We start from the raw sequence: 20,404 nt of genomic DNA, 5'->3' as shown, positions 1-20,404 counted from the left end.
GCCAAAGTCCTCGCACATCTTTTAATCGGCACCGCGAGGCGAAATGTCCACGATCAAGAATCCCACGACCTTCTTTTCCTATCTGCGCCGTGCGCCTTTCGGCGGTCGCCTGACACAAGGCCAGATCGACGGCATCAACATGCTGTTATCGCAGTGGGATTATTACAAGCTCACGGATCGCCGCTGGCTTGCCAATATTCTCGCGCAGATTTTTCATGAAACTGGTGGTCGCATGCAGCCGGTGCGAGAAACCAATGCCAATTCGGACGCACAGGCGAAAGCTCGTCTGGAAAATGCATGGAAGGCAGGGAAGCTGAAGTCGGTCAAAACGCCTTACTGGCGTGATGGTTATTTTGGACGCGGCTCCATCCAGATCACGCATGAGGATAATTACGACCGCCTTGGTGATCGGCTTGATATTGATCTGGTGCGCTATCCTGATAAAGCGCTTGATCCGCTGATCAGTGCTCGCATTGCAATTGTTGGCATGGCCGAAGGGCTTTTCACCGGCCAAAAGCTTTCTGACTATTTCAATGCAAAGGTTGATGATCCTGAAGGCGCTCGCGCTATCGTCAACGGCAAGGATAAGGCCAAGCTGATTGCCGGTTATCATAAGAATATTCTGGATGCGATTGACGCGGCCAATGCCGATGAGAAGATTTCTGACGCAAACAAGGCGCTAGCAACCGCTGATGACGTAAAGCCGTCAGATAGTGGCTCGGTCAAAAGCCTGATCGGTGGTACGGTCGGCACGGCAGTGGTGTCGGCTGTCGTCGGCGTTAACAATCCTTGGGCCTTTGGTGTCTCAGCACTGCTTCTGCTTTTGGGAGCCGGTGCCGTCTATATGTTTGCGTCTGGCCGTTGGTCGGTCAATCGCCTGAAGGAGATTTGATGTTCTCATCTCTCCTGCGCTGGCTGACAGGTGATTTCATAGGCGCGTTGACACGCGCCTATGAAATGAAGCTCAAGGCGGAAAACGACCAGCAACGCCTTGTGGCAGATGCAGCCATTGCTGACATCAACCGTCAGATTGAAGAGGCCCGTAATTCCAAGGAAATTCGGCTCGCGTCGGCGGTCTTTTGGGAAATGCGGCTGATCACTGCGGTGATTGCCGGTTGTTTTGCCATTCATCTGGTTTTGGTCACGCTTGACACCTGTTTTGCACTTGGCTGGCGCATCGCCAAGTTCCCCGCACCGTTTGATGAATGGCAGGGCATGATCCTGCTTTCGTTTTTTGGAATTCAGGCCCTTGGCGGCGGGCTGAATGCGATAGCTTCCGCCATACGGGGACGTAAATGACTGGTCCTGAAACCATCTTTGGCCTGAAGGTGGCAACGCTTCTCTCTTCCTGCGTTGCCGCCGTGATTTCTGTTGTTCTGGACTGGCGCGCCCACAATTTTCTAACGGCGGTCGGTTCCATTGCCGCAGGCGTCTTTGTCGGCGTGGTCGCAACCGATCTCACACTGGAATTGCTTGGTGTCTCTGAAAATCCCGGATCATGGGGCTATGCGGTTTCTGCTGCATACGGGATCACAGGCCGCAACCTCATCCTCTGGCTGAAGCAGGCATCAGAAAACCCGCCGCAGCTTATCAAAGACATTTTCGGTATCGGCAAAGGCACTGGCAAGAATGGCTGAAACTCACGACACCCGCCGCAAGGCCCGATCCGATTATGTCTATCGGCGCATGTCTATTGCAACCATTGCCATGACATTGAACGTCAGTCAGGCAACAATCGGACGCTGGAAAAAGGCTGCGAAGGAAAATGGCGATGATTGGGACATGGCCCGATCTGCCGCGACAATTGCTGGTGAAGGACTGGACGTTGTTGTTTCATCGGTGACGGAAGATTTCGTCATCATGGCGCAGGCGCTTCTGGATGAGGTTAAAAACAATCAGGTTCTAACGCTCGACCAGAAAATCAAGCATATGGTGGCGCTCGGTGACGCTATGGTCAAAGTCACGGCTTCGGCTGGCAAGCTTGCACCGAAGATTTCCGAGCTTGGCGTTGCGCAGTCGGTTGTGCAGCATCTGGTCAGCTTTGTGCAGGAGCAGTTCCCGCAGCATATTTCTGTTGTTCAGGAAATTCTGATCCCGTTTGGTGATCGTATTGCGAGTGCCTTTGCACCATGAAGCGCCCGAACCTGAAAGCCAAAGTAAGCGAGAAAGATTTCCGCGAGTGGATCAGCGGGAAAGCCGACGAGCTTGCGCGTTGGGTTGATTTGTCGGTGTCGGCATTTCCAGCCGATCCAAAGGCCAAGGCCGAGCGGATTGCGCAAGTCCGCCATCCTGAAACCGGCTTTCAGTTCTTTCTGGAAACCTATCTGCCGCATTATGTGAAGGGCGAACACAGCCTGTTTCACAAGGCGATTTTTGCGCGTGTTCCTGCAATCATAGCGTCTGAAAAAGGCGTTAGAGATTTGTTCATCGCGCCGCGTGGTTCGTCAAAATCGACACATCTGTCGCTTGGTTTCGCGCTTTATTGCATCTGCCTTGGGCTTAAACGCTACATTATGGAAGTCTGCGATGTCTATGCGCAGGCAGCACTTCTTATTGAGGCGATCAAAGCAGAACTCACAGAAAACCCGCGCCTGTCTTATGATTTCCCCGATGCGACGGGTGCTGGCCGTGTCTGGCGTGAGGGCGAAATCGTCACCAAGAGCAATATTCGCATTGAGGGGCTTGGCGCGCTGCAAAAGCTGCGCGGTCGCCGCCATGGTCCATATCGCCCTGATCTCATGTTTTTTGACGATCTGGAAAATGATGAACAGGTGCGTTCGCCCGATCAGCGCAAGAAGTTAGAGACATGGATCAAGCGCGCCGCTTTGAAAGTCGGGCCGCCTGACGGCACTATGGATGTGGTCTGGGTCGGTACAGTTCTGCATTATGATGCGGTGCTTGTCCGGGCGGCGAAGTCGCCAGTCTGGCGGGTGGCCGAGTTTCAGGCGATTATCCGTTGGCCTGACCGCATGGACCTTTGGGACAAGTTTGAGGAGGCTTTCCAGAATGATGGCGAGGAAGCCGCTCGCGCTTTCTACCTGACGCACAAGAGCGCCATGGATGCGGGCGCAGTCGTCAACTGGCCCGCGCTTCAGCCGCTTGTCTGGCTCATGCTGGAACGTGCTGCCGATCATGACAGCTTCCAGACCGAATATCAGAACAAACCAATTAATGCCGGAAGCCCATTCAGTGCGTTGAAATTCTGGACGCTCAAACTGTCCGATCTTATCCACTTTGGCGCGGTCGATCCCTCGCTTGGCAAGAAAGGCCATGGCCGTGATCCGAGCGCCATTCTTGTCGGCGGCTTCAATCGCCTGCACGGCACGATGGATGTTCTGGAAGCGTCCATCCGCCGCCGCCTGCCAGATATTATCATTGCCGACATCATTGCATTCCAGCGGGAATATCGCTGCCTGCTCTGGTTTGTTGAATCAGTGCAGTTTCAGGAGTTTTTGCGCACAACGCTGATGACGACCGCTGCACAACAAGGTGTCGGCATATCTGCCGTGCCAATTATTCCTAACGCCGACAAGGATTTGCGCATTGAGCGGCTTCAACCGCCGACCGCTGCCGGATTAATCCGGCTCAATGCCACACAGCAAACGTTGATCGACCAGCTACAGCAATGGCCCGATGCCGATCATGATGACGGCCCGGACTGTCTCGACATGCTTTGGCAGAACGCGCTTCTTTATGCAGGCGGCAATCGCGCCAGCACGGGCGGAAGCGGAATGATGACCGCCGCAGGAAGCGGCAATACTGGACTTGAGGGATACCGCCTATGAGCCGTCGCAAAAACCGAAAGTCAGCATCTTTTGCAGGTAACAACCTGACGGCAACAGAACGCAAGAACCTGCCCGCTGAAGCGCGCACTCTGATTGCGGATGCCAAAAACGATATTACCATTCCGTTTTATAGCGGTGCGCTCTCGCATGCGGATGACACACTCATCCAGCGTGGCGGCGGTGATGGTCTTAAAATCTACGATGAGATCAAGCGGGACACACGCGCTTCTGCCTGCCTGACCAAGCGCAACAAGCAGCTTGTGGCGCGGGAATGGGAAGTGGAAGCGGCGTCCGATGCGCCAGTTGATGTCGAGGCCGCAAGTTTTGTGCGTGAGACGTTTCGCAATCTGCCTTTTGACCGCATCTGCGAGGATCTGTCGGGTGGCGCGATCCTCAAGGGTTTTGCAGTCTCGGAAGTGGTCTGGAAGCGCGACGGCAACCGTATCGTGCCGGAAAAGATCATCACGCATGATCAGCGCCGCTTTGCTTTCGGGCAGGATTGGAAGCCACGCCTTTTAACCTGGACAAACATGCGCGACGGCACCGAATTGCCTGACCGCAAGTTTATCGTTCATCGGCATGGTGTCGTCGGTAACAATCCTTATGGCCTCGGCCTTGGCTATCAGCTGTTCTGGGCTGTGCTGTTTAAGCGTGAAGGTGTCGCCTTTTGGCTGCATTTTCTCGACAAGTTTGCTGGTCCGACCGTCATTGCCGAAACACCTTACGGCCTGATTTCAGAGGAGCAGAACCAGCTTATTCATAAGCTCGCCAGCATCAGGACCAGTGCAGCCGTCACCGTTCCGGTCGGCACTTCCGTCAAGTTTCTGGAAGCTGCGCGCACAGGTGCAGTCAGCTATAAGGAGTGGCTCGAATTCTGGAATACCGAGATTGCGATCTGCATTCTGGGCGAGACACTGACAACCGACATCGGTTCGGCAGGATCAAAGGCGGCAGCGGAAACCCACGCCAATATTCTTGATCTGCTCGTTGATAGTGACGCGGACCATTTATCCGATTCTTTACGTGAACAGCTAGTGCAGTGGCTGATTGATTATAATTTCCCCGGCGCTGGCGTTCCGCGTGTCTGGCGTGTGCGTCCGAGCAATGAAAAGGACAAGGCCGAGACCCGGAAAGCCAAGGCAGAAGCCGCCAGTTCCGAGAATGCGGCCCTTGTCGAAATTCTGGTAACAGCTGCGCAGATTGACGATGACAATGATGCGCGTGAATTTATCGTGTCGTTTGAACTGACCCATGCATTGTCAGAAACCGCAATTGACCGGCTTGTGGAAGCACGTTTTGCTTTCATGGAAGGCGGCAAGCGCGCCCGCGATCTGCGCATGCAGGCATCAGAGAACCCGGTCTTTGCGGCACTCTTTGGCCCGGTTCAGTCAAAAAAAAACTCCATAATTCAGTAAGCTTTGCTGATGCCCCCGATCCGGTGAGCGATATTGCTGACCGGCTTGAGGAATTGGCATCAGGGCATTTTACACGCCGTATAAACGCCATTCGTTCGGCCCTTGATGCTGCCAGCGACTTTGCATCAGCTGCGAAATCACTTCTTCAGCTTGCCGCGAATTGGACGCCTGATCCGTTAGCAAACTTGCTTGGCGACGGTTTGGAGCTTGCAGCCCTTCATGGTCGTGAAGATGCATTCCGCGACGATGAGGAAATCGCAAGTTTTGTCGATGCTGATGTGTTCAATCAGCCATTCAAAGAGCAGATTGAGTTTTTGCGCCAGAAACGCGCCAAGCCGACCAAATCATGGCTTGATGTGATGCGCGGCACTCATGATCGGGCATTTGTTATTTCGGGTGCGACCGATCTTGATATGGTCGCCGATTTCCAGACCGCAATTGCTAACGCCGCCGAACAAGGCCGGACGTTAGAAAATTTCCGCGATGATTTTGATATGCTCGTTGCGCGATATGGCTGGGAATATAAAGGGGAACGCGGCTGGCGCACCCGCGTCATCTTTGAAACCAATCTGCGCACATCACATATGGCCGGTCGGCTTAAGCAGATGCGCGATCCTGATGTGCTGAAACTGCGCCCGTTCTGGGAATATATCCACGGTGACAAGCGGACGCCGAAAATCCCGCGCCCACAGCACGTCGCGTGGCATGGAAAAATCTATCGCCATGATGATCCGTGGTGGTTGAAACATTTTCCGCCGAATGGATGGCTTTGCTCCTGTGGTGTCCGCAGTCTTTCCTATCGTGATCTCACCAAGCGCGGAAAGACTGGTCCTGATCCATCGCCTGAAGAACTTTATGCGCCTGTGATTGATCCTGCGTCTGGCAAGCTGATCGAACATCCGCAGGGGATCGATTATGGCTGGGATTATATGCCGGGCGATCTATGGGAGCGCGGCTTGACGCCATCCAATTTGCTGCATGAAGGGCGCGATCTTCTCGACAATCCGCGCATGGCGGTCGAGATTGACAAGCCAGAGCCGATTGAAGACTTGCTGCAAAAAGCCGTTCCCCTTGCTTCAAAGCCTCTTAAAGACGGTTTGAAGGCAGAGGATTATGTCAGCGCGTTTCTGAAACCGTTTGGTGCAGCTATTGGCAGGGCTGTGTTGTTTCAAGATAAATCCGGCACCAAAATTCCGATTTCAGATCAGCTTTTCCGTGATCGTAGAGGCGCTTTGAAGGTGTTGAAGGGAGATCGTGCTAGGGTCACGCCGCTTCTGGCTGAAGCGCTGATGGACCCCGACGAAATCTGGGTTGGCGTTGCCCGCAAGAAAGACCCGGTCTCGCCCGATCAGGAAGACCTTATCGTTGACCGGCGTTATATCCGTGCCGACGCCAAGACTGGGCTTATGGTTGTCTTTGAGATCGGACAAAAGCTCTGGGAGGCGATTACAGCTTACAATACCACCGATAAGGCCGGTAATCCTGATCTCAGAACACTGGATCGTCGGCGTGGTGGAAAGCTCGTTTACAAGCGCCCGAAAAAGTAAAAAGGCCGGGGTGATCCGGCCTTATGTCAGGGAGCTACCATGACCATCACCAGTCTTAGCGTTGCTGACGGTTTCAATATAGTGCCAGAACAGGAAAAAGTCCAATGACAGGCATCAGCTATAAAGCCACCATTGATGATGCGGATATGCGCGAGAAGCTGGCCGAGCTGATTGGCAAGATGCAGCGGCCTATCGGCTTCTATAAAAACGTCGGTGAGCATCTTCTGCAATCTGTTGATAATAACTTCGACAATGAACAGGCTCCCGATGGAACGCGGTGGCAAGGGCTTTCAGCTGTTACACGGTACAGACGTTCACGATTGAACGGCAATGCCGCAATGACAATTCTTCGCGTGTCCGGTCATCTCAAGGAGTCAATAAACTACGAAGCAAGTGACACAGAGGTACGGATTGGGTCTGCACTCATCTATGCAGCCATTCAGCATATGGGTGGTGAATCGAAAGGCTATATGAAGGGAGCCGTTATTCCGGCGCGCCCTTATCTTGGTATCTCGCATGCGGATGAAGAGGAAATATTCTTCATTGCCGAAGACTGGTTGAGCGCCGAATGATGCCATTGATTTTCTTCGCCACTGATGCGCATAAGCATGTTCAACGCCCGGAACTACTCATTTTTGATTTGCCCCGCGTTAGAGGCGCGTTAGAAATCGAATGAAAGGGCATTGCGATGATAGTCAGAGACACAAATCGCAATTCAGCCCGGATAGTATCTTGAAACTCATCGCAAGCTGACGCATTGTCGGCCTAGATCAAACAAATGACATGACCGGACATCGCGTCCGGTCATTTTGTTTTTTGCCATCCCGCATTGTCGGCCCAGATCATTTCTGGAGCTGACATGCCGATCGCAACCGCTACAAATCCCACTGCCCGTATTGAGGTCTTCCGTCCCGGCACATTTACGCCGATGGAAGGCGCTGCGATCACCTATACCGCTGCGGACCTGAAGGCGATTGCAGATTGCTATGATCCTGAAACCGCACCCGCACCCTGCGTTGTTGGTCATCCTTCAACCGATGCGCCTGCCTATGCATGGGCCAAGGGCTTTGAATATGACGCCAGCAACGAGCGTCTTTATGCGACCGTTGGCGAGATCGAGCCAGCATTCTCGGAAGCCGTAAAATCGGGCCGCTATAAGAAAGTTAGCCTTTCTTTCTTCCGTCCTGATCATGCAGCCAATCCGGTTCCCGGCACATGGTATCCGAAACATATCGGCTTTCTGGGCGGCGCGGCTCCTGCCGTTTCTGGCCTCAAGAACGTCCAGTTCGCAGCCGGTGACGCTGCCGTCACTGTCAGCGCCGAGTTTGGCGAGCGTGGCTTTGAGGATACGGCCAGCATTTTCCGCATGATGCGTGATTTCCTGATTGAGAAATTCGGCCTTGAAGACGCCGACAAGGCTTTGCCTGCCTATCGCATTGAATGGCTCTCGGAAACCGAGGTCGAAAAGCCAGCCTCGCGCACAACTTTTTCAGCCCATCCCGAAAACCCGAAAAAGGAGCCTGCACCTGTGACGCAGCCCAACCAGCAGCCTGATCCAGCTTTTGCCGCTCGCGAAGCTGACATTTCCGCCCGTGAAGAGCGCATCAAGAAACGCGAACAGGAAGCGGTTCACGCCGACAATGTGTCCTTTGCGGAAAACCTCGTCAAAGACGGCAAGCTTTTAGCCGCAAGCAAGGACAAGGTCGTCTCACTGCTTGATGCGCTTCCAGCGGAAACCGCTGTTTCGTTTGCTGAAGGTGAAGCAGCCATTCCAGTGTCGAAAGCACTGCGCGACATTCTTGCGGCACAGCCGAAGGTCGTATCGTTCGGATCGCTCGACTTGCCTGAAGAACCGGGCGCTGGCGGCTCTGCATCCTTTGCGGCTGACGGCAAAGCCGTCGATCCATCCGATATGCAGCTTCATGCCAAGGCGATTGCCTATCAGAAGGCAAATCCCGGCACTGAATATCTCGACGCTGTCAGCGCCGTTTCGTAACCGGAGATTTTTGCCATGCAGTATTTCAATTCGGTGTTCAGCGACACCATCACCGCCACAACGGTTTTTGATGCCTATGATCTCGTCGGCTTTGATGATGGCAAGATCACCACGGACGATGCAGCGGTGAAAGCCGTAGCACTTAACCCGGCTACCGAAGTTGGCCTTGATGTCGCTGGCATGATGATCGGCACCGTCCGCATCCGCGCCAAGGGTGCGATTGCCAAGGGTGCAAAGGTCATTTCCGCCGCATCCGGTGGCGTGAAAGCCGCAACCGCAGAATCCGTCAACGTCTTCGCCCGCGCTCTCACTGCGGCAGCGGACGGTGAATTCGTCACCATTCTCGTCAAGTAAGGACCAGTTGATGTCTAAGCCTCTCAATCAGCGCACCGCCGCCGTTGTCGATCCAATTCTTTCGACGCATGCGCGTGGCTATCGCAATTCCACTTTCATTTCCGCCGATCTGTTCCCGCGTGTTTCGATCCCGAACCGTTCCATGCGCACAATCCGTTTCGGCAAGGAAAGCTTCCGTCTGCTCAATACCCGCCGTGCGCCGGGTGCCGACCGCAAGCGCATCCAGTACGGTTATGCGGATGATCCGGTATCGCTGGCGCAGGATTCGCTTGAAGCCGTTGTGCCGGTCGAACATCAGCAGGAAGCTGAAGCCGTTCCGGGCATTGATCTTGCAGCCGGTGCCGTCAACATGGTGCTGGACGTTCTTGACCTCACATTGGAAGTCGATAGCGCCAAGCTTGCGCGTGATGCTTCTAAGTATGATGCCAACCACAAGCTTGCGTTGGTAGGTGGGGATCGCTGGACGGACCCGAACTCCGATCCAAAGAGCGACATTGATGCGGCCAAGGAAGCAATCCGCCGGTCTGTCGGGCGCTATCCGAATACGCTCGCTCTCGGCCCGAATGCCGCTAACGCTGCCAAGAACCACCCGAAAATCAAGGAACAGTTCAAATATACGTCGAAAGACAGCATTTCGGTTGAAATGCTCGCTGCCTATTTCGACGTAAAAAAGGTGGTTGTCGGTGCGGCGGTCTATCTGCCGGAAACATCCGACGACAGCGCGCTTGCCAATGATGTCTGGGGCGATGATGCGATCCTCGCTTATGTTCCGGAACTTGGCAACAACTTTCAGGTGCCAAGCTACGCCTACACTTATGAGCTGCTTGGCTATCCGCAGGTCAACAAGCCGTATTTTGAGGATCGCAATGGTTCGTGGATTTATCCAACCACCATTGAGCGCCGCGCAACCATTACAGGTTCCGAGGCGGGCTTCCTCATCCAGAACGCTGGCGCAGCATCGGCTTAATGGAGGGCAAAATGGAAGATCGCAAACTTTCGGTCACCCTGACCGGCCCCGCCAAGATCGACGGCGTTAGAGAACCGGCAGGGAAAACCGTCAGCGTCACAACGGCGCTTGCGCTTCAGCTTGCGGCATCAGGTGTCATCAATCCTGATGATATTGAGGGTGTTGTGTCGGCTGATATGCCCGATACGCCGCTTGAGAGTGATTTTCAGACGGCTGTTGATGCTGCCGTTTCCGCCGCTCTTGTTCCTTTGACGGCAGAGCGGGACACGCTGAAGGCCGACTTGGAGACGGCAATCACCCGCTCCGAAACCGCTGAAAAGACGGTAACTGATCTGACTGCTGATCTTGCAACAGAAGCAGCAGCACGTACAGAAGCCGAAACCAAACTGGCGGAAGCGCAGGCCGAACTGGCGAAGCTCACCAAGCCAGACGCTGAAACTGGCAAGGGTGAAGACGGTAAGTCGGGCAAGCCCACAAAATAAGGCCCGATCCGAAGTCTCTCAAGCCGGGCCTTTTCTGGCGGGATGGTCACATCATTGCGGCCATCCCGCAGCCTCACAACCACAATGGGTTTAACCAATGCCGCGTTTTCTAACGGTTGAAGAATTTACAGAGATGTTCGGGCTGGCCGAAGTCTCGCAGATTGCGGGCATTGGCAATCTGAACGACGCTGCCGGTCGTTCAATTGATACAGCCAAGATCGAAGCCGCACTGACATATGCCGAAGACATTCTGATCGGCTATTCCCGCGCTCGCTATGCTGTGATCGAAACGCTGACCCCGGAAACCACGCCTGCGCTTGTCAAAGGTCTCATTGGTGATGTTGCGCGTTATCGTCTGCGCGACAAGTCAGGCGGTCAGGGACAGGTTTCCGAGATCGTCAAGGAACGCCATGACGCGGCGCTCACCAATATCAAGGCGGTCGCAACCGGCAAGTTTGAACTGCCAATTACAGGCGAACCCATCAATGGTGAAGCCGGATCGACCCGCGTTGATGCCATCATCCCGCCTGCGCGTGTTCCGGGCATCCTCAAAGGATGGAACCCATGAGCGACACTTTGCGCACAGTTCGATCCCCACTGGTCATTGAACAGGTTGAAGACGCGCTCCTCGTTGTCTTGAAGGAAAGCGTTTCCGGCCAATGCAAGGTTGAGGTCTTTCCGAACGATCCGAAGCGCTACGACTTTTCCAACCTGCCAGCTGCGTTGCTCATTCACTATGCCGGTTCACGCTATGCGGCACCAAAAGGCCCAGCCAATACCGCGCAAGTCCGCACCATGGAGTTTTCGCTTGTGCTTCTGGTTCGCTCACTGCGCGGCGAAGGCGGTGCTTACAACCATCTTGAAGATATTCGTCTTGCTCTTCAAGGTCGCGCCTTTGTCGGAGCTGGTCCCGCTGTCATGACCCGCGACCAGCTTATGGAAGAGGCCGAGGGCGTCTGGCGCTGGGAAATCCGCATCGCGCTTCCGATCCCGGCTGTTGCTCGCACCTACCAGACACCCGCGCCGCTCATGCGACCAGCATTCACAACTTTGTAGAGGAAAAAAGGAATGGCAAAGCAGCCGCAAACGCAATCCCGAAAGTCCTACCGCTATACGGGACCAGTCACGCCGCTCGACATCGAGGGCCAAAAGACCCGCATGCTTTTTCCGGGCGCGTCCTACACGGAACTGCCGGAAGATCACCCAATCGTTAGCAATTTGATCGAACGTGAACTGCTGATTGCCGAAATTCCTTCGGCAGAAGTGGTCGGCGGTTCTCAGTCTGGAGGAGCCTGATAAATGGCTGCAACTTTCCACCACGGCCCGGAGGTCGTTGAACATAAAGACGGCGTGACCGTTGTTCGCGATGTCAAATCCGCTGTCACCTATGTCAATGGAACAGCTCCCATTCAGGATGTGCATGACAGTGCTGACAAGCGCGCCGATTTCATCAACAAGCGCATAATCGTCCGCACCCGTGCTGAAGCATCTGCTGCATTCGGTCTGCACAAGTCTGGCTACACCATTCCCGCAGCCCTTGATGCAATCTTTGATCAGGGCGACGGCGGCACCATCATCGTCAACAACGTGTTTGATCCGGACACGCACAAGGAAGGCACCACGCCTGATCCTTCCAAGGTCACGACTGCCGACATTAATGGCACAATTACGCCTGCCGGATTGGCAACCGGGTTTTCTGGCGCATATGAGTGCTACAATAAATTCGGCTATTTCCCGAAGCTGATCATAGCGCCTGGCTATTCTCCAACTGCGACCGTTCGTGCTGAAATGGACGTTGTCGCGAACCGCCTCCATGCGATTGCCATTGCCGATCTGCCGCTTGGTCTGACCAAACAGCAGGCAGTGGAAGCGCGTGGTGCGACCGGCACAGCCAACACATCCAGCGCCCGCACCGTGCTAACCTATCCACATGTGGTGATTGAAGATACGACGGGTGCGACTGACACTCGCCTTGATCCTCTGTCGTCGCGTCTGGCCGGTGTCATTATCGCAACCGATCTTGAGCAGGGCTGGCATCATTCGCCGTCCAATCGCGAGATTAAGGGCATTGTCGATCTGGAAGTTCCGATCAACTTCTATCCGAGCGATTATCAAAACGACACCAACTTCCTCAATGAAGCTGGCATCGTCACTGCCATGCGCTCTTTTGCGACCGGCCACCGCACGTTCGGCAACCGTTCGGCTGCATTCCCGACATCATCGCATGTCGAGAATTTCATTCATGCCCGCCGCATTCTCGACATGACGCATGAAGCGATCATCTTCTTCCTCATGAACTATGTGGACCGGCTTGGCACCCGCCAGAATGTTGAAGCCGCTGAAGAAGGTGTGAACGCCTATCTGCGCTCCAAGATTGGTGATGGCGTCTTCTACGGTGCGACCTTCCGGTTTGATCGTACAAAGAACACTGCCGAACAGATTGCCGATGGCCGCTTCTACTACAAGTTCGAGTGCCATCCGACTTCGGTCATGGAGCGCATCACCGTCGATTCCTACGTCGATACGAAATTCATCTCCGACGCGCTTTCGCTCGCGGCCTGACAGGAGGCTTAATCCATGGCACGCAAAAACGGACAGATCACACAGGCCGACTGCTACATCAACGAGGTTGATGTTTGTGGCCGTGTGGCAGAACTGGACATGGGCGAGATCGCCCATGCCGAAGTTGAACACCAAACGCTTGGCATGATCGGCGTTCTGAAACTGCCCGGTCGCCCGGTACAGGCGATTGAGGGCAAGATTTCGTTTGAGTGGCTGGATGAGGAAGTCAGTCGCGCCATCCTCAATCCAACCAAGATGCATAAGCTTCAGCTGCATTCTTATGTGGATGTTTTTGATGGTGAAGGACTGAACGCACAGCAGTCTCACACGCTCGTCACCCATATCGGGTTCCAGATGATGAAGACAGGTGGCCGTACTGCCAAGCTTGGCGAAAATCTTGGTCAGGAACACGACATCTCGATCAGCACCTTCAAGCAGGCCGTTTATGGCGGCGATACGCCGATCATCGAATTTGATGCATGGAACAACATTTACCGCATCAATGGCGAAGACGTCTGGCCGCGTTAATCACGCGACCAGACCGGACTATTCCTGAAACTTCTTTTTGAGGAAACCATGCGCAAAACAGCTGCTTTTATCAGCGCCTATCTGATTGGCATGTCGGCTATCGTCTGCATGATCGCCGTCTCGCTCTATCCGACACCATCACCGGCCATGCCCTTCAGCAATCCGGTGATGCAGGCTTATGTTATCGCCGATTATGATCATCACGACATGATGGCATTTCCCGCCGTGATGACCATTGTGCGGCAGGCAGAAGATTTAAAGCCCTACCATCCTGAAATCCGGGCCGCTTTACCGCTTGCCCCGGAATATGCCCAAAGCCTGAAATCCGACGCACTCAACTTCATCGAAACCCGCCTGCGCTGTTAGAGCCAAGCTCTATCCACCGCCAGCCGCGTTAAAAAGCGGCTGGTGTCCATGATTTCTAACGTTTGAGAGACAAGAATGGCTGACAAGATTGAACTATCCGGCGTCCGGGCCAAGTTGAAGGCTCACAAGGATGCCAACGCAGGCGACCGCACTATCACTTTGAGCGAAAGCGGCATTTCCTGCACCGTGCCGAACTTTATCAATCACGGCCTCTGGATGAAGGCACAGCGCGTTGCGAAGGGCGACACACCAAAAGCGCAGGCCGCATTTGTCTGTGAAGTTGTTCGCTTTGAAGGCGAAAAGCTGAACCTAACCGATCTAGCGGAACTGGTTCCCGCTGGCGACACGCTCCAGCTTATCGGCGAAGTGTTTGGCGGTAAAGATGGAGACACGACGGAGGGGGAGCCGGGAAACGCTCTGAACTAAGCCTGTCGCATCCCTCCCAGCACATCTTCCTTATTGAAAAGGGATGGGATCATGATAGGTTGCAGGCAATGGACGTAGAAGAGTTCCTGTTTTGGTATGAAGAGACAGTAGAACTCGAAGAGGCAAAGGCCGAGGCCATCCGCAAAGCCGCTGCCGACAAGTGACCGGACTTAATGTCCGGCTAATCCCTACATTGAAATATGCGATCTCTGGCAGGTAATCCTGCCGGAGGCTTTTGCATGCGCTTTGCGATGATTTTTGAGGGCATCGACCGCGCAACCAAGGTCATGAACAAGATCATGGCTGCGGAAAAGAAAACCGCTGCCTCTGTTAAAGCCGGTTCAAAGGCCACTCAAACAGCCGCCGACAACGCCACAAAAGCCACCCAAAAACAGACATCAGCCCTTTCCAAACTCGCATCCGTTGCGCGTGGTGCTTATAATGGCGTCGTGGCCGGTGCGCGTGCTGCCGGTCGCGCAACTGTTGCGCTGCATAAGCAGACCGTGGCACTCGCCAAGAGCGGTTTCGGGCAAATCAGGGACGGCGCGGGAAAGACGTTTCGGGGATTGGCGTTAGCGGCAGGCATTGCTACCGCCGCATTTGGTGCCTCTGCATTAGCGGCTCACCAATTAATCGATACAGCCTCACAGTTCGAGAAATTCCAGACAATCCTTGAAACGACTGAAGGATCAAGTGCCAAAGCCAAAAAAGCGATGGCATGGGTAACGGATTTCGCAGCTAAAACACCCTACGAATTGGATCAAGTCATGCAGAGCTTTGTAGCACTGCGGTCAATGGGGCTTGATCCGACGCAAGGATTGATGCGTGACTTGGGTGATGCTTCAGCTGCAATGGGCGTTCCAATGCTTCAGGCCGTTGAAGCGATGAAAGATGCTGTCACAGGCGAAAATGAGCGCCTGAAGGAACTTGGCATCATTTCATCCAAATCCGGCGACGTGATTGAATATAGCTATGTGACCCTTGATGGACAAAGCAAAACCGTAAAAGCCATGAAAGGCGATGCAGCGGGTATTCAGAAAGCAATCAGCGGGATTTTCAGCGAGAAGTATGGCGGTGCAATGGATAAGCTTTCCCGGACATGGGAAGGCATGATTTCCAACATCGGCGACATCTGGTTGCAATTCCAGCTTGCGATTATGAATGCAGGCTTGTTCGACTGGATGAAGAGCAAGCTTCAGCTGATACTTGATACCATCAACCAGTTACAGGATAGCGGTGAACTGGATAAATGGGCCGCTTATATCGGCCAGAACATTCAGTTCGTTCTAGAAACAGCGTGGAACTTCGCTGTTGGAGTTTACAATGTCCTTCAGAAACTTGGCGCCTATCTGGTCGCGGCTAAAAATTATGTCGGATCGTGGGAACGGCTTGCTACCATTCTCGGCGCGTTAGCATTTGCGCCCGTTCTGATCTCGACCGCGGCTGGTATCGTCCAGATTGCATTGGGTATCACAATGCTGAGTGCTGCTCTGTTGGCAAATCCGATTGTGCTTTTGGTTATGGCAATTGTCGCCGCTGCGGCTGCAATCTATATCTATTGGGGACCGATCAAGGAATTTTTCATCGGGCTTTGGAACTCGATTGCAGCCGGTGCTTCAGCGCTCTGGGAAAAGCTGAAAAGCCTGCTTGGCTTCGATCCGCTATCGGTCTTGAAAACAGCCTTCTCATGGTCGCCTCTTGGTCTGGTGATCCAGAACTGGGGCAGCATCCAGTCAACCATTCAAGGCTTCATTGGTGCTATTCCGGGCATCGTGAGCGGCGCATGGGATTTGCTGAAAACAGCCTTTTCGTGGACGCCTGTTGGTCTGGTGGTTCAACACTGGGATGGAATTTCCGGTGCAGCTTCAGCCGCCGTACAGAATGTGTTTCAGGCGGTTGATGGTGTCTGGACTTCAATCAGGTCTGTTTTCGACTGGGTGCCGACAGAAAGCATACGTGCTGCTTGGGCTGGTATTTCTGACACCATTGGCGGCTTGATCGACGGCGCGACTGCGCGTGTTGCTAACGCATGGAACAAGGTAAAATCAGTGTTCACGTTTAGCGGTGGCGATACGGAAGCAAATATCAGTGTAACTGATCCGGCTACCATTCAGGCCGCACAGATGGCGACCGCAGCCCTAAAAACCGACATGCAGGCCGTGGCAGCTATTGATACATCTCCGGCTATGGGAAAGCTTGCAGCACTCGAAACATCTGCACAGCAAGTAGGCGCGTCGGTGATGTCGTCTATTCGACAGGCTCAAGCCTTCCTGAATAATGTCAGCTTCTATAATCAAGGAGTTGGCTTGATGGACACAATGGCTGCTGGCATTCGCGCACGGGCTGCGGTTGTAACGGCGGAAATTCAGAAGATGGCGCAGGCGGTTCGTGACCATCTGCCGTCATCGCCAGCAAAGGTCGGGCCGCTCTCCGATATTCACAAGCTGAAATTCGCAGAAACCATTGCTCAATCGATCCGGCCTGCACCGATGGTCAAGGCCATGCGCGGAGCTGCGGCTGCAACGTTAGCTGCTGCGAGTATCACCGGCGCAAGCGTTCCTGTATCGGCTCAGCCAGTGGCGGGCGCTGCTGTTCGATCCGAGGTTGCGGCGCGCAGCCAGTCCGCATCTATCGCGCAGTCACAGTCTAGCGGTGGCATTCATATCGAATATAAGCCGACCATTCCTTTGTCCGGTGATGCACAGTCTGCAAAAGCCGACATCAAAAAGGAGCTTTCCACCCATGCGCGCCACATCGCCAATCTGGTTGATGAAGAGCAGCGCAAACGGAAGCGTAGACAGCCATGATCTATCTTCTCGGCAGTATCCCGTTAGGAATTGCGCCTCTGACCGGCCCAACCGCGCATTCCTATGATCGTGCAGCAACATTTGCGCAGCATGGCCCAACGCGGGGCAAGCCGGTGTTGCAGGAGATCGGCGAAGAGCTTGACCGTAAGGAATTCAGTTTTTTCTTTTCGGAAGAGTTTTGCACACCGGCAACCGAACTGGCGAAGCTGGAAGCTGCCTTTGCTTTGAAATCGCCGCTCCCTCTGGTTCTCGGCAACGGCGTTTTTAACGGCAAGCGCTATGTGGTGGACAGTCTTTCTATCACCATCGTTAAAACCAGTCTGGTCGGCGTTCCGGTGCGAATTGAGGCGACAATCACGCTTCTCGAAGATCCAATTGCCGGTGGCTTGTTCTCGCTGATCACTTCTATCGCCAAGTCTCGCGCACCGGCCATTTCCAGCGGTGCCGCTCAAAATCCACAGGTGAAGAAATGAGCGCAAAACTGACAGGCGATTATTTTGATCATGTGACCGCTACCGGCGACCGCTGGGACTTGCTGGCTTATCGCTATTATGGAGACCAGTATAAACAGACCGTCCTGATTGAAGCCAATCGCGATCTGTTTCTTGATGCGCTGACCGTTCCGCCGCTTGTTCTGCCGCATGGCATCACGCTCAAAATCCCGGTCATTGCCGAGGAAGCCAGCAACACCGATCTATTGCCGCCATGGAAGCGAAACAATCCGGTCTATGGAGCGAAATAATGGCGACGAAACCATATTTCTCGCTGATCTATCAGGGCGTCGATATTTCGTCTGAAATGGACCCGCAGACCACGTCTGTCAGCTACACCGACAAACATCACGGTGAGATGGATGAGATCGAGGTTGAAGTTCAGGACAAGGACGGTCGCTGGAAGGGCGAATGGTGCCCTGAACCCGGCGATGTGATGAATCTGACCATCTTTGACGGCAAAGACGGCGTTTTGCCTTGCGGCGATTTTGAAATGGATGAACCGGAAGCATCGGGCAGTCGTGACGGCGATGTTATGACCATTCGCGGCCTTGCCGCACCAATCAGCAAACCGTTGCGTACCGAAAAGACCCGCGCCTTTGAAAAGCAGTCTCTGCGCGCCATTGTCAGCAAAGTGACTGGCGAAAACGGCCTGTCGCTTGAGGGCGATATTGAAAACCTGAACTTTGAGCGCGTGACCCAGCGCCGGGAACGTGACCTTGAGTTTCTAACGCGGCTGGCCGAGGACACCGGGCATTATTTCACGGTTAAGGGCAAGCGGGCGATCTTCACCTCATTCAAGTCGGTTGATGGCCGCGCTGCGGCGCTGGCGATCAGCCATACCCAGATCGGCACGATGCTTCTGGATTATCGCCTCAAATTCCAGACTGCCGAGACCTATTCCAAGGCCAGCGTCAGTTATCTGGATGCCAACAAGAAAGAACCGATCAAGTCAGAGGAAGAGGACGCCCAGGTCAAAACGGGCGACACTCTGAAAATCTCTGGTGAGCGCACGGAAAGCCCTGCCAATGCCAAGGCGCTGGCGAAATCACGCCTGCATTTCAAGAATAGGAAAAGCCGTTCCGGTTCGATCTCGCTTGTGGGCGACGTGCGGGTATTGGCGGGCGTTACGGTCGATATGACCGACTTCGGGAAATATTCTGGCAAGTACCTGATCGACACATCTACCCACCGAATGAGCCGGGACGGCTATACATCAGAAGCGGAGATTATCGATGCGCGCGGAAAATGACTTCAAGGCTAACAGTTCGAACAAGCGCGGGATCGTGGTTGACCGTGATCCGAAGAAGATGCGCGTCAAAGTCCAGTTCGTTGATGAGGACGAAACCGTTTCATTCTGGGTTGATGTGCTGGCAAAGTCATCCGGCACGACGAAAAGCTTCCTTATGCCGGATATGGATGACGAAGTTTGGTGTGCCGTCGATATGAAGGGCGAAGACGGCTGTGTCATCGGCTCCAAGTATAATGACAACGATGCGCCACCATTCAGCGGCAATGACGATGTTGGTTTGGTTTTTCCGGGTGGGGCAGTCCATCTTGATCGGGCCGCAGGTGCTCTAACCGTCACGTTCAATGGCCCGGTAAAAGTCACAGCTTCAGCAATAGTGTTTGAAAGTGCTGAACTGACCCACAATGGCAAAAATGTGGGTCATGATCACAAACACACCGGCGTTGTTCCGGGTGGTGCGCTTACGGGCGATCCCGCTTAAGCTTGGTCAATCATCGGACCGCTTCCAGACTTTCAATCGTTCAGATATATTTTTGAGAGTTTCGTGAGTTGCAACCAACTCTAGTGAGGCAGCATAAGACTTGTGAGAATTTGATAGTTCGGATTGTAGGGCTATCAGATCGCTGATCTGAGCAATTAGAATGTTAAAAAGATGTTCATTTTCCCAGTTAGTGAGGATGGCTTTTCGGCTGTTCTCCGGAAGGGAAAAACCCCTATAGAAGCCCAATATTCCGATTGTAGGGGTTAGTTCGTCTAGTCTTGTGGGGTCCGGTAAACTGCTGGCTGTCCAATTTTTTGTGGTAGACCCATCTAATTTAAAGCCGAGATCGTACCCAATGTGGTCCTTTTTGAAGGCCGTTAAAAATGCTGCTAATTGACTATCAAAAAGCAAATCGCTCTCTTTTTGTTGGCGAAGTTGTTGCTCCTTTTCCAACATTTCAGTTTGTTTTTTAAAGAGGGCAGTTGATGCCTTTGTTTCTTCGACTTGCTGGATTGAGACCTGTAACTGCGCGCGCATCACCTCTTGCGTTTCATCCAGTTCCTCACGTTGTGCCTTGAGCTCCTGTGACTGGATGAACACCGCTCCCATAAGCCAAAGGAATGCAACCGGGGCGAATGCTCCTGCTAATGTGTCTCCGAGTTCGTTGACCGAGCGGCATCCGAGGTATTGATCCCAAAATCCCTTGAACCAATTTGCCGAAATAGCAACTTTATCGCAGGTAGCGGTCTCTTTGATCAGGAGATAGACGATGCCGATATAGACAAGTGAAATGACCGATAGCACCCATATCGTCCTGCTTTTCTTGGTCTTCTTATGCGGAATTTCAACGTTTTCTGTCACGACTTGCCCCATGCCCTATGTGGTGTTATTAGTTGCCTATTGTTAGCAGATATTGCTGCTACGTGAACTGACCGGACACGATGTCCG

The 20,404-nt window shown here is 53.7% G+C and carries 25 protein-coding genes; 24 read left to right on the top strand and 1 reads right to left on the bottom strand.

Annotated elements, in window-relative coordinates:
• The first annotated feature begins 43 nt into the window (after positions 1–43).
• The 24 genes from ABE530_RS11950 to ABE530_RS11835 all read left to right on the top strand — a co-directional run bounded on the left by ABE530_RS11950 (position 44) and on the right by ABE530_RS11835 (position 19,456).
• Complete coding sequence (locus ABE530_RS11950; RefSeq protein ID WP_499694662.1) at positions 44–892, top strand: glycoside hydrolase family 19 protein; 849 nt, start codon at positions 44–46, stop codon at positions 890–892.
• On the top strand, positions 892–1,299 hold the full coding sequence (locus ABE530_RS11945) for a hypothetical protein (RefSeq protein WP_499694661.1): 408 nt from the start codon (positions 892–894) through the stop codon (positions 1,297–1,299). Before ABE530_RS11950 ends, ABE530_RS11945 begins: the two co-directional genes overlap by 1 nt.
• Positions 1,296–1,637, top strand: a complete 342-nt coding sequence (locus ABE530_RS11940) for a hypothetical protein (protein WP_154144416.1) — start codon at positions 1,296–1,298, stop codon at positions 1,635–1,637. Before ABE530_RS11945 ends, ABE530_RS11940 begins: the two co-directional genes overlap by 4 nt.
• Positions 1,630–2,133, top strand: a complete 504-nt coding sequence (locus ABE530_RS11935) for a DUF1804 family protein (protein WP_499694660.1) — start codon at positions 1,630–1,632, stop codon at positions 2,131–2,133. Before ABE530_RS11940 ends, ABE530_RS11935 begins: the two co-directional genes overlap by 8 nt.
• Positions 2,130–3,785: a phage terminase large subunit gene (gene terL / locus ABE530_RS11930; RefSeq protein WP_499694659.1), complete on the top strand. Its 1,656-nt coding sequence runs from the start codon at positions 2,130–2,132 to the stop codon at positions 3,783–3,785. The genes ABE530_RS11935 and terL overlap by 4 nt, the downstream gene beginning before the upstream one ends.
• On the top strand, positions 3,782–5,200 hold the full coding sequence (locus tag ABE530_RS11925) for a phage portal protein family protein (RefSeq protein WP_499694658.1): 1,419 nt from the start codon (positions 3,782–3,784) through the stop codon (positions 5,198–5,200). The genes terL and ABE530_RS11925 overlap by 4 nt, the downstream gene beginning before the upstream one ends.
• 23 nt (positions 5,201–5,223) lie before the next feature.
• Positions 5,224–6,747, top strand: coding sequence for a PBECR2 nuclease fold domain-containing protein (locus tag ABE530_RS11920; RefSeq protein ID WP_499694657.1), 1,524 nt, complete (start codon positions 5,224–5,226; stop codon positions 6,745–6,747).
• Positions 6,748–6,851: 104 nt separating this feature from the next.
• Positions 6,852–7,319, top strand: coding sequence for a phage virion morphogenesis protein (locus ABE530_RS11915; RefSeq protein ID WP_499694656.1), 468 nt, complete (start codon positions 6,852–6,854; stop codon positions 7,317–7,319).
• A gap of 287 nt (positions 7,320–7,606) precedes the next feature.
• Positions 7,607–8,743 (top strand): hypothetical protein, encoded by a 1,137-nt coding sequence (locus tag ABE530_RS11910; protein WP_499694655.1) that lies wholly within the window; start codon positions 7,607–7,609, stop codon positions 8,741–8,743.
• 15 nt (positions 8,744–8,758) lie between these two features.
• A complete protein-coding gene (locus tag ABE530_RS11905; protein ID WP_499694654.1) occupies positions 8,759–9,097 on the top strand; it encodes a hypothetical protein in 339 nt (112 codons plus the stop codon).
• A 10-nt stretch (positions 9,098–9,107) separates the two neighbouring features.
• Positions 9,108–10,064 carry a major capsid protein gene (locus tag ABE530_RS11900; protein WP_499694653.1) on the top strand — a complete coding sequence of 319 codons (957 nt, stop codon included), beginning with the start codon at positions 9,108–9,110 and terminating at the stop codon, positions 10,062–10,064.
• An 11-nt stretch (positions 10,065–10,075) separates the two neighbouring features.
• Positions 10,076–10,546, top strand: coding sequence for a hypothetical protein (locus ABE530_RS11895; RefSeq protein WP_499694652.1), 471 nt, complete (start codon positions 10,076–10,078; stop codon positions 10,544–10,546).
• Positions 10,547–10,643: 97 nt separating this feature from the next.
• On the top strand, positions 10,644–11,114 hold the full coding sequence (locus tag ABE530_RS11890) for a phage protein Gp36 family protein (RefSeq protein WP_499694651.1): 471 nt from the start codon (positions 10,644–10,646) through the stop codon (positions 11,112–11,114).
• On the top strand, positions 11,111–11,602 hold the full coding sequence (locus tag ABE530_RS11885; RefSeq protein ID WP_499694650.1) for a Gp37 family protein: 492 nt from the start codon (positions 11,111–11,113) through the stop codon (positions 11,600–11,602). Before ABE530_RS11890 ends, ABE530_RS11885 begins: the two co-directional genes overlap by 4 nt.
• Before the next feature lie 12 nt (positions 11,603–11,614).
• Positions 11,615–11,842, top strand: coding sequence for a hypothetical protein (locus ABE530_RS11880; RefSeq protein WP_499694649.1), 228 nt, complete (start codon positions 11,615–11,617; stop codon positions 11,840–11,842).
• A 3-nt stretch (positions 11,843–11,845) separates the two neighbouring features.
• Positions 11,846–13,108: a phage tail sheath family protein gene (locus ABE530_RS11875; protein WP_499694648.1), complete on the top strand. Its 1,263-nt coding sequence runs from the start codon at positions 11,846–11,848 to the stop codon at positions 13,106–13,108.
• Positions 13,109–13,123: 15 nt separating this feature from the next.
• Positions 13,124–13,636, top strand: coding sequence for a phage major tail tube protein (locus ABE530_RS11870; protein WP_499694647.1), 513 nt, complete (start codon positions 13,124–13,126; stop codon positions 13,634–13,636).
• A gap of 48 nt (positions 13,637–13,684) precedes the next feature.
• Positions 13,685–14,002, top strand: a complete 318-nt coding sequence (locus ABE530_RS11865; protein WP_499694646.1) for a hypothetical protein — start codon at positions 13,685–13,687, stop codon at positions 14,000–14,002.
• A gap of 75 nt (positions 14,003–14,077) precedes the next feature.
• Positions 14,078–14,428: a hypothetical protein gene (locus tag ABE530_RS11860; RefSeq protein ID WP_499694645.1), complete on the top strand. Its 351-nt coding sequence runs from the start codon at positions 14,078–14,080 to the stop codon at positions 14,426–14,428.
• A 239-nt stretch (positions 14,429–14,667) separates the two neighbouring features.
• On the top strand, positions 14,668–17,235 hold the full coding sequence (locus tag ABE530_RS11855) for a tape measure protein (RefSeq protein WP_499694644.1): 2,568 nt from the start codon (positions 14,668–14,670) through the stop codon (positions 17,233–17,235).
• Positions 17,232–17,708 (top strand): phage tail protein, encoded by a 477-nt coding sequence (locus tag ABE530_RS11850; protein ID WP_499694643.1) that lies wholly within the window; start codon positions 17,232–17,234, stop codon positions 17,706–17,708. The genes ABE530_RS11855 and ABE530_RS11850 overlap by 4 nt, the downstream gene beginning before the upstream one ends.
• Positions 17,705–17,977: a tail protein X gene (locus ABE530_RS11845; protein ID WP_499694642.1), complete on the top strand. Its 273-nt coding sequence runs from the start codon at positions 17,705–17,707 to the stop codon at positions 17,975–17,977. The genes ABE530_RS11850 and ABE530_RS11845 overlap by 4 nt, the downstream gene beginning before the upstream one ends.
• Positions 17,977–18,978 (top strand): phage late control D family protein, encoded by a 1,002-nt coding sequence (locus tag ABE530_RS11840; RefSeq protein WP_499694641.1) that lies wholly within the window; start codon positions 17,977–17,979, stop codon positions 18,976–18,978. Before ABE530_RS11845 ends, ABE530_RS11840 begins: the two co-directional genes overlap by 1 nt.
• Positions 18,962–19,456: a phage baseplate assembly protein V gene (locus ABE530_RS11835; RefSeq protein WP_499694640.1), complete on the top strand. Its 495-nt coding sequence runs from the start codon at positions 18,962–18,964 to the stop codon at positions 19,454–19,456. The genes ABE530_RS11840 and ABE530_RS11835 overlap by 17 nt, the downstream gene beginning before the upstream one ends.
• Before the next feature lie 6 nt (positions 19,457–19,462).
• Here the strand turns inward: ABE530_RS11835 and ABE530_RS11830 are convergent, their stop codons facing one another.
• Entirely contained in the window at positions 19,463–20,317 is an 855-nt protein-coding gene (locus ABE530_RS11830) for a hypothetical protein (RefSeq protein ID WP_499694639.1), read from the bottom strand.
• Positions 20,318–20,404: the final 87 nt, after the last annotated feature.

The organism is Brucella sp. TWI559, assembly GCF_039674265.1.
In the GTDB taxonomy this organism is placed as follows: Bacteria; Pseudomonadota; Alphaproteobacteria; order Rhizobiales; family Rhizobiaceae; genus Brucella; species Brucella chromiisoli.
This window is presented reverse-complemented; position numbering and strand designations above follow the sequence as displayed.

Excerpts from the sequence above, each read along its gene's own strand:
- ABE530_RS11950 (WP_499694662.1), top strand. The coding sequence starts at position 44 with ATGTCCACGATCAAGAATCCCACGACCTTCTTTTCCTATCTGCGCCGT.
- ABE530_RS11945 (WP_499694661.1), top strand. The coding sequence starts at position 892 with ATGTTCTCATCTCTCCTGCGCTGGCTGACAGGTGATTTCATAGGCGCG.
- ABE530_RS11940 (WP_154144416.1), top strand. The coding sequence starts at position 1,296 with ATGACTGGTCCTGAAACCATCTTTGGCCTGAAGGTGGCAACGCTTCTC.
- ABE530_RS11935 (WP_499694660.1), top strand. The coding sequence starts at position 1,630 with ATGGCTGAAACTCACGACACCCGCCGCAAGGCCCGATCCGATTATGTC.
- terL (WP_499694659.1), top strand. The coding sequence starts at position 2,130 with ATGAAGCGCCCGAACCTGAAAGCCAAAGTAAGCGAGAAAGATTTCCGC.
- ABE530_RS11925 (WP_499694658.1), top strand. The coding sequence starts at position 3,782 with ATGAGCCGTCGCAAAAACCGAAAGTCAGCATCTTTTGCAGGTAACAAC.
- ABE530_RS11915 (WP_499694656.1), top strand. The coding sequence starts at position 6,852 with ATGACAGGCATCAGCTATAAAGCCACCATTGATGATGCGGATATGCGC.
- ABE530_RS11910 (WP_499694655.1), top strand. The coding sequence starts at position 7,607 with ATGCCGATCGCAACCGCTACAAATCCCACTGCCCGTATTGAGGTCTTC.
- ABE530_RS11905 (WP_499694654.1), top strand. The coding sequence starts at position 8,759 with ATGCAGTATTTCAATTCGGTGTTCAGCGACACCATCACCGCCACAACG.
- ABE530_RS11900 (WP_499694653.1), top strand. The coding sequence starts at position 9,108 with ATGTCTAAGCCTCTCAATCAGCGCACCGCCGCCGTTGTCGATCCAATT.
- ABE530_RS11895 (WP_499694652.1), top strand. The coding sequence starts at position 10,076 with ATGGAAGATCGCAAACTTTCGGTCACCCTGACCGGCCCCGCCAAGATC.
- ABE530_RS11890 (WP_499694651.1), top strand. The coding sequence starts at position 10,644 with ATGCCGCGTTTTCTAACGGTTGAAGAATTTACAGAGATGTTCGGGCTG.
- ABE530_RS11885 (WP_499694650.1), top strand. The coding sequence starts at position 11,111 with ATGAGCGACACTTTGCGCACAGTTCGATCCCCACTGGTCATTGAACAG.
- ABE530_RS11880 (WP_499694649.1), top strand. The coding sequence starts at position 11,615 with ATGGCAAAGCAGCCGCAAACGCAATCCCGAAAGTCCTACCGCTATACG.
- ABE530_RS11875 (WP_499694648.1), top strand. The coding sequence starts at position 11,846 with ATGGCTGCAACTTTCCACCACGGCCCGGAGGTCGTTGAACATAAAGAC.
- ABE530_RS11870 (WP_499694647.1), top strand. The coding sequence starts at position 13,124 with ATGGCACGCAAAAACGGACAGATCACACAGGCCGACTGCTACATCAAC.
- ABE530_RS11865 (WP_499694646.1), top strand. The coding sequence starts at position 13,685 with ATGCGCAAAACAGCTGCTTTTATCAGCGCCTATCTGATTGGCATGTCG.
- ABE530_RS11860 (WP_499694645.1), top strand. The coding sequence starts at position 14,078 with ATGGCTGACAAGATTGAACTATCCGGCGTCCGGGCCAAGTTGAAGGCT.
- ABE530_RS11855 (WP_499694644.1), top strand. The coding sequence starts at position 14,668 with ATGCGCTTTGCGATGATTTTTGAGGGCATCGACCGCGCAACCAAGGTC.
- ABE530_RS11850 (WP_499694643.1), top strand. The coding sequence starts at position 17,232 with ATGATCTATCTTCTCGGCAGTATCCCGTTAGGAATTGCGCCTCTGACC.
- ABE530_RS11845 (WP_499694642.1), top strand. The coding sequence starts at position 17,705 with ATGAGCGCAAAACTGACAGGCGATTATTTTGATCATGTGACCGCTACC.
- ABE530_RS11840 (WP_499694641.1), top strand. The coding sequence starts at position 17,977 with ATGGCGACGAAACCATATTTCTCGCTGATCTATCAGGGCGTCGATATT.
- ABE530_RS11835 (WP_499694640.1), top strand. The coding sequence starts at position 18,962 with ATGCGCGCGGAAAATGACTTCAAGGCTAACAGTTCGAACAAGCGCGGG.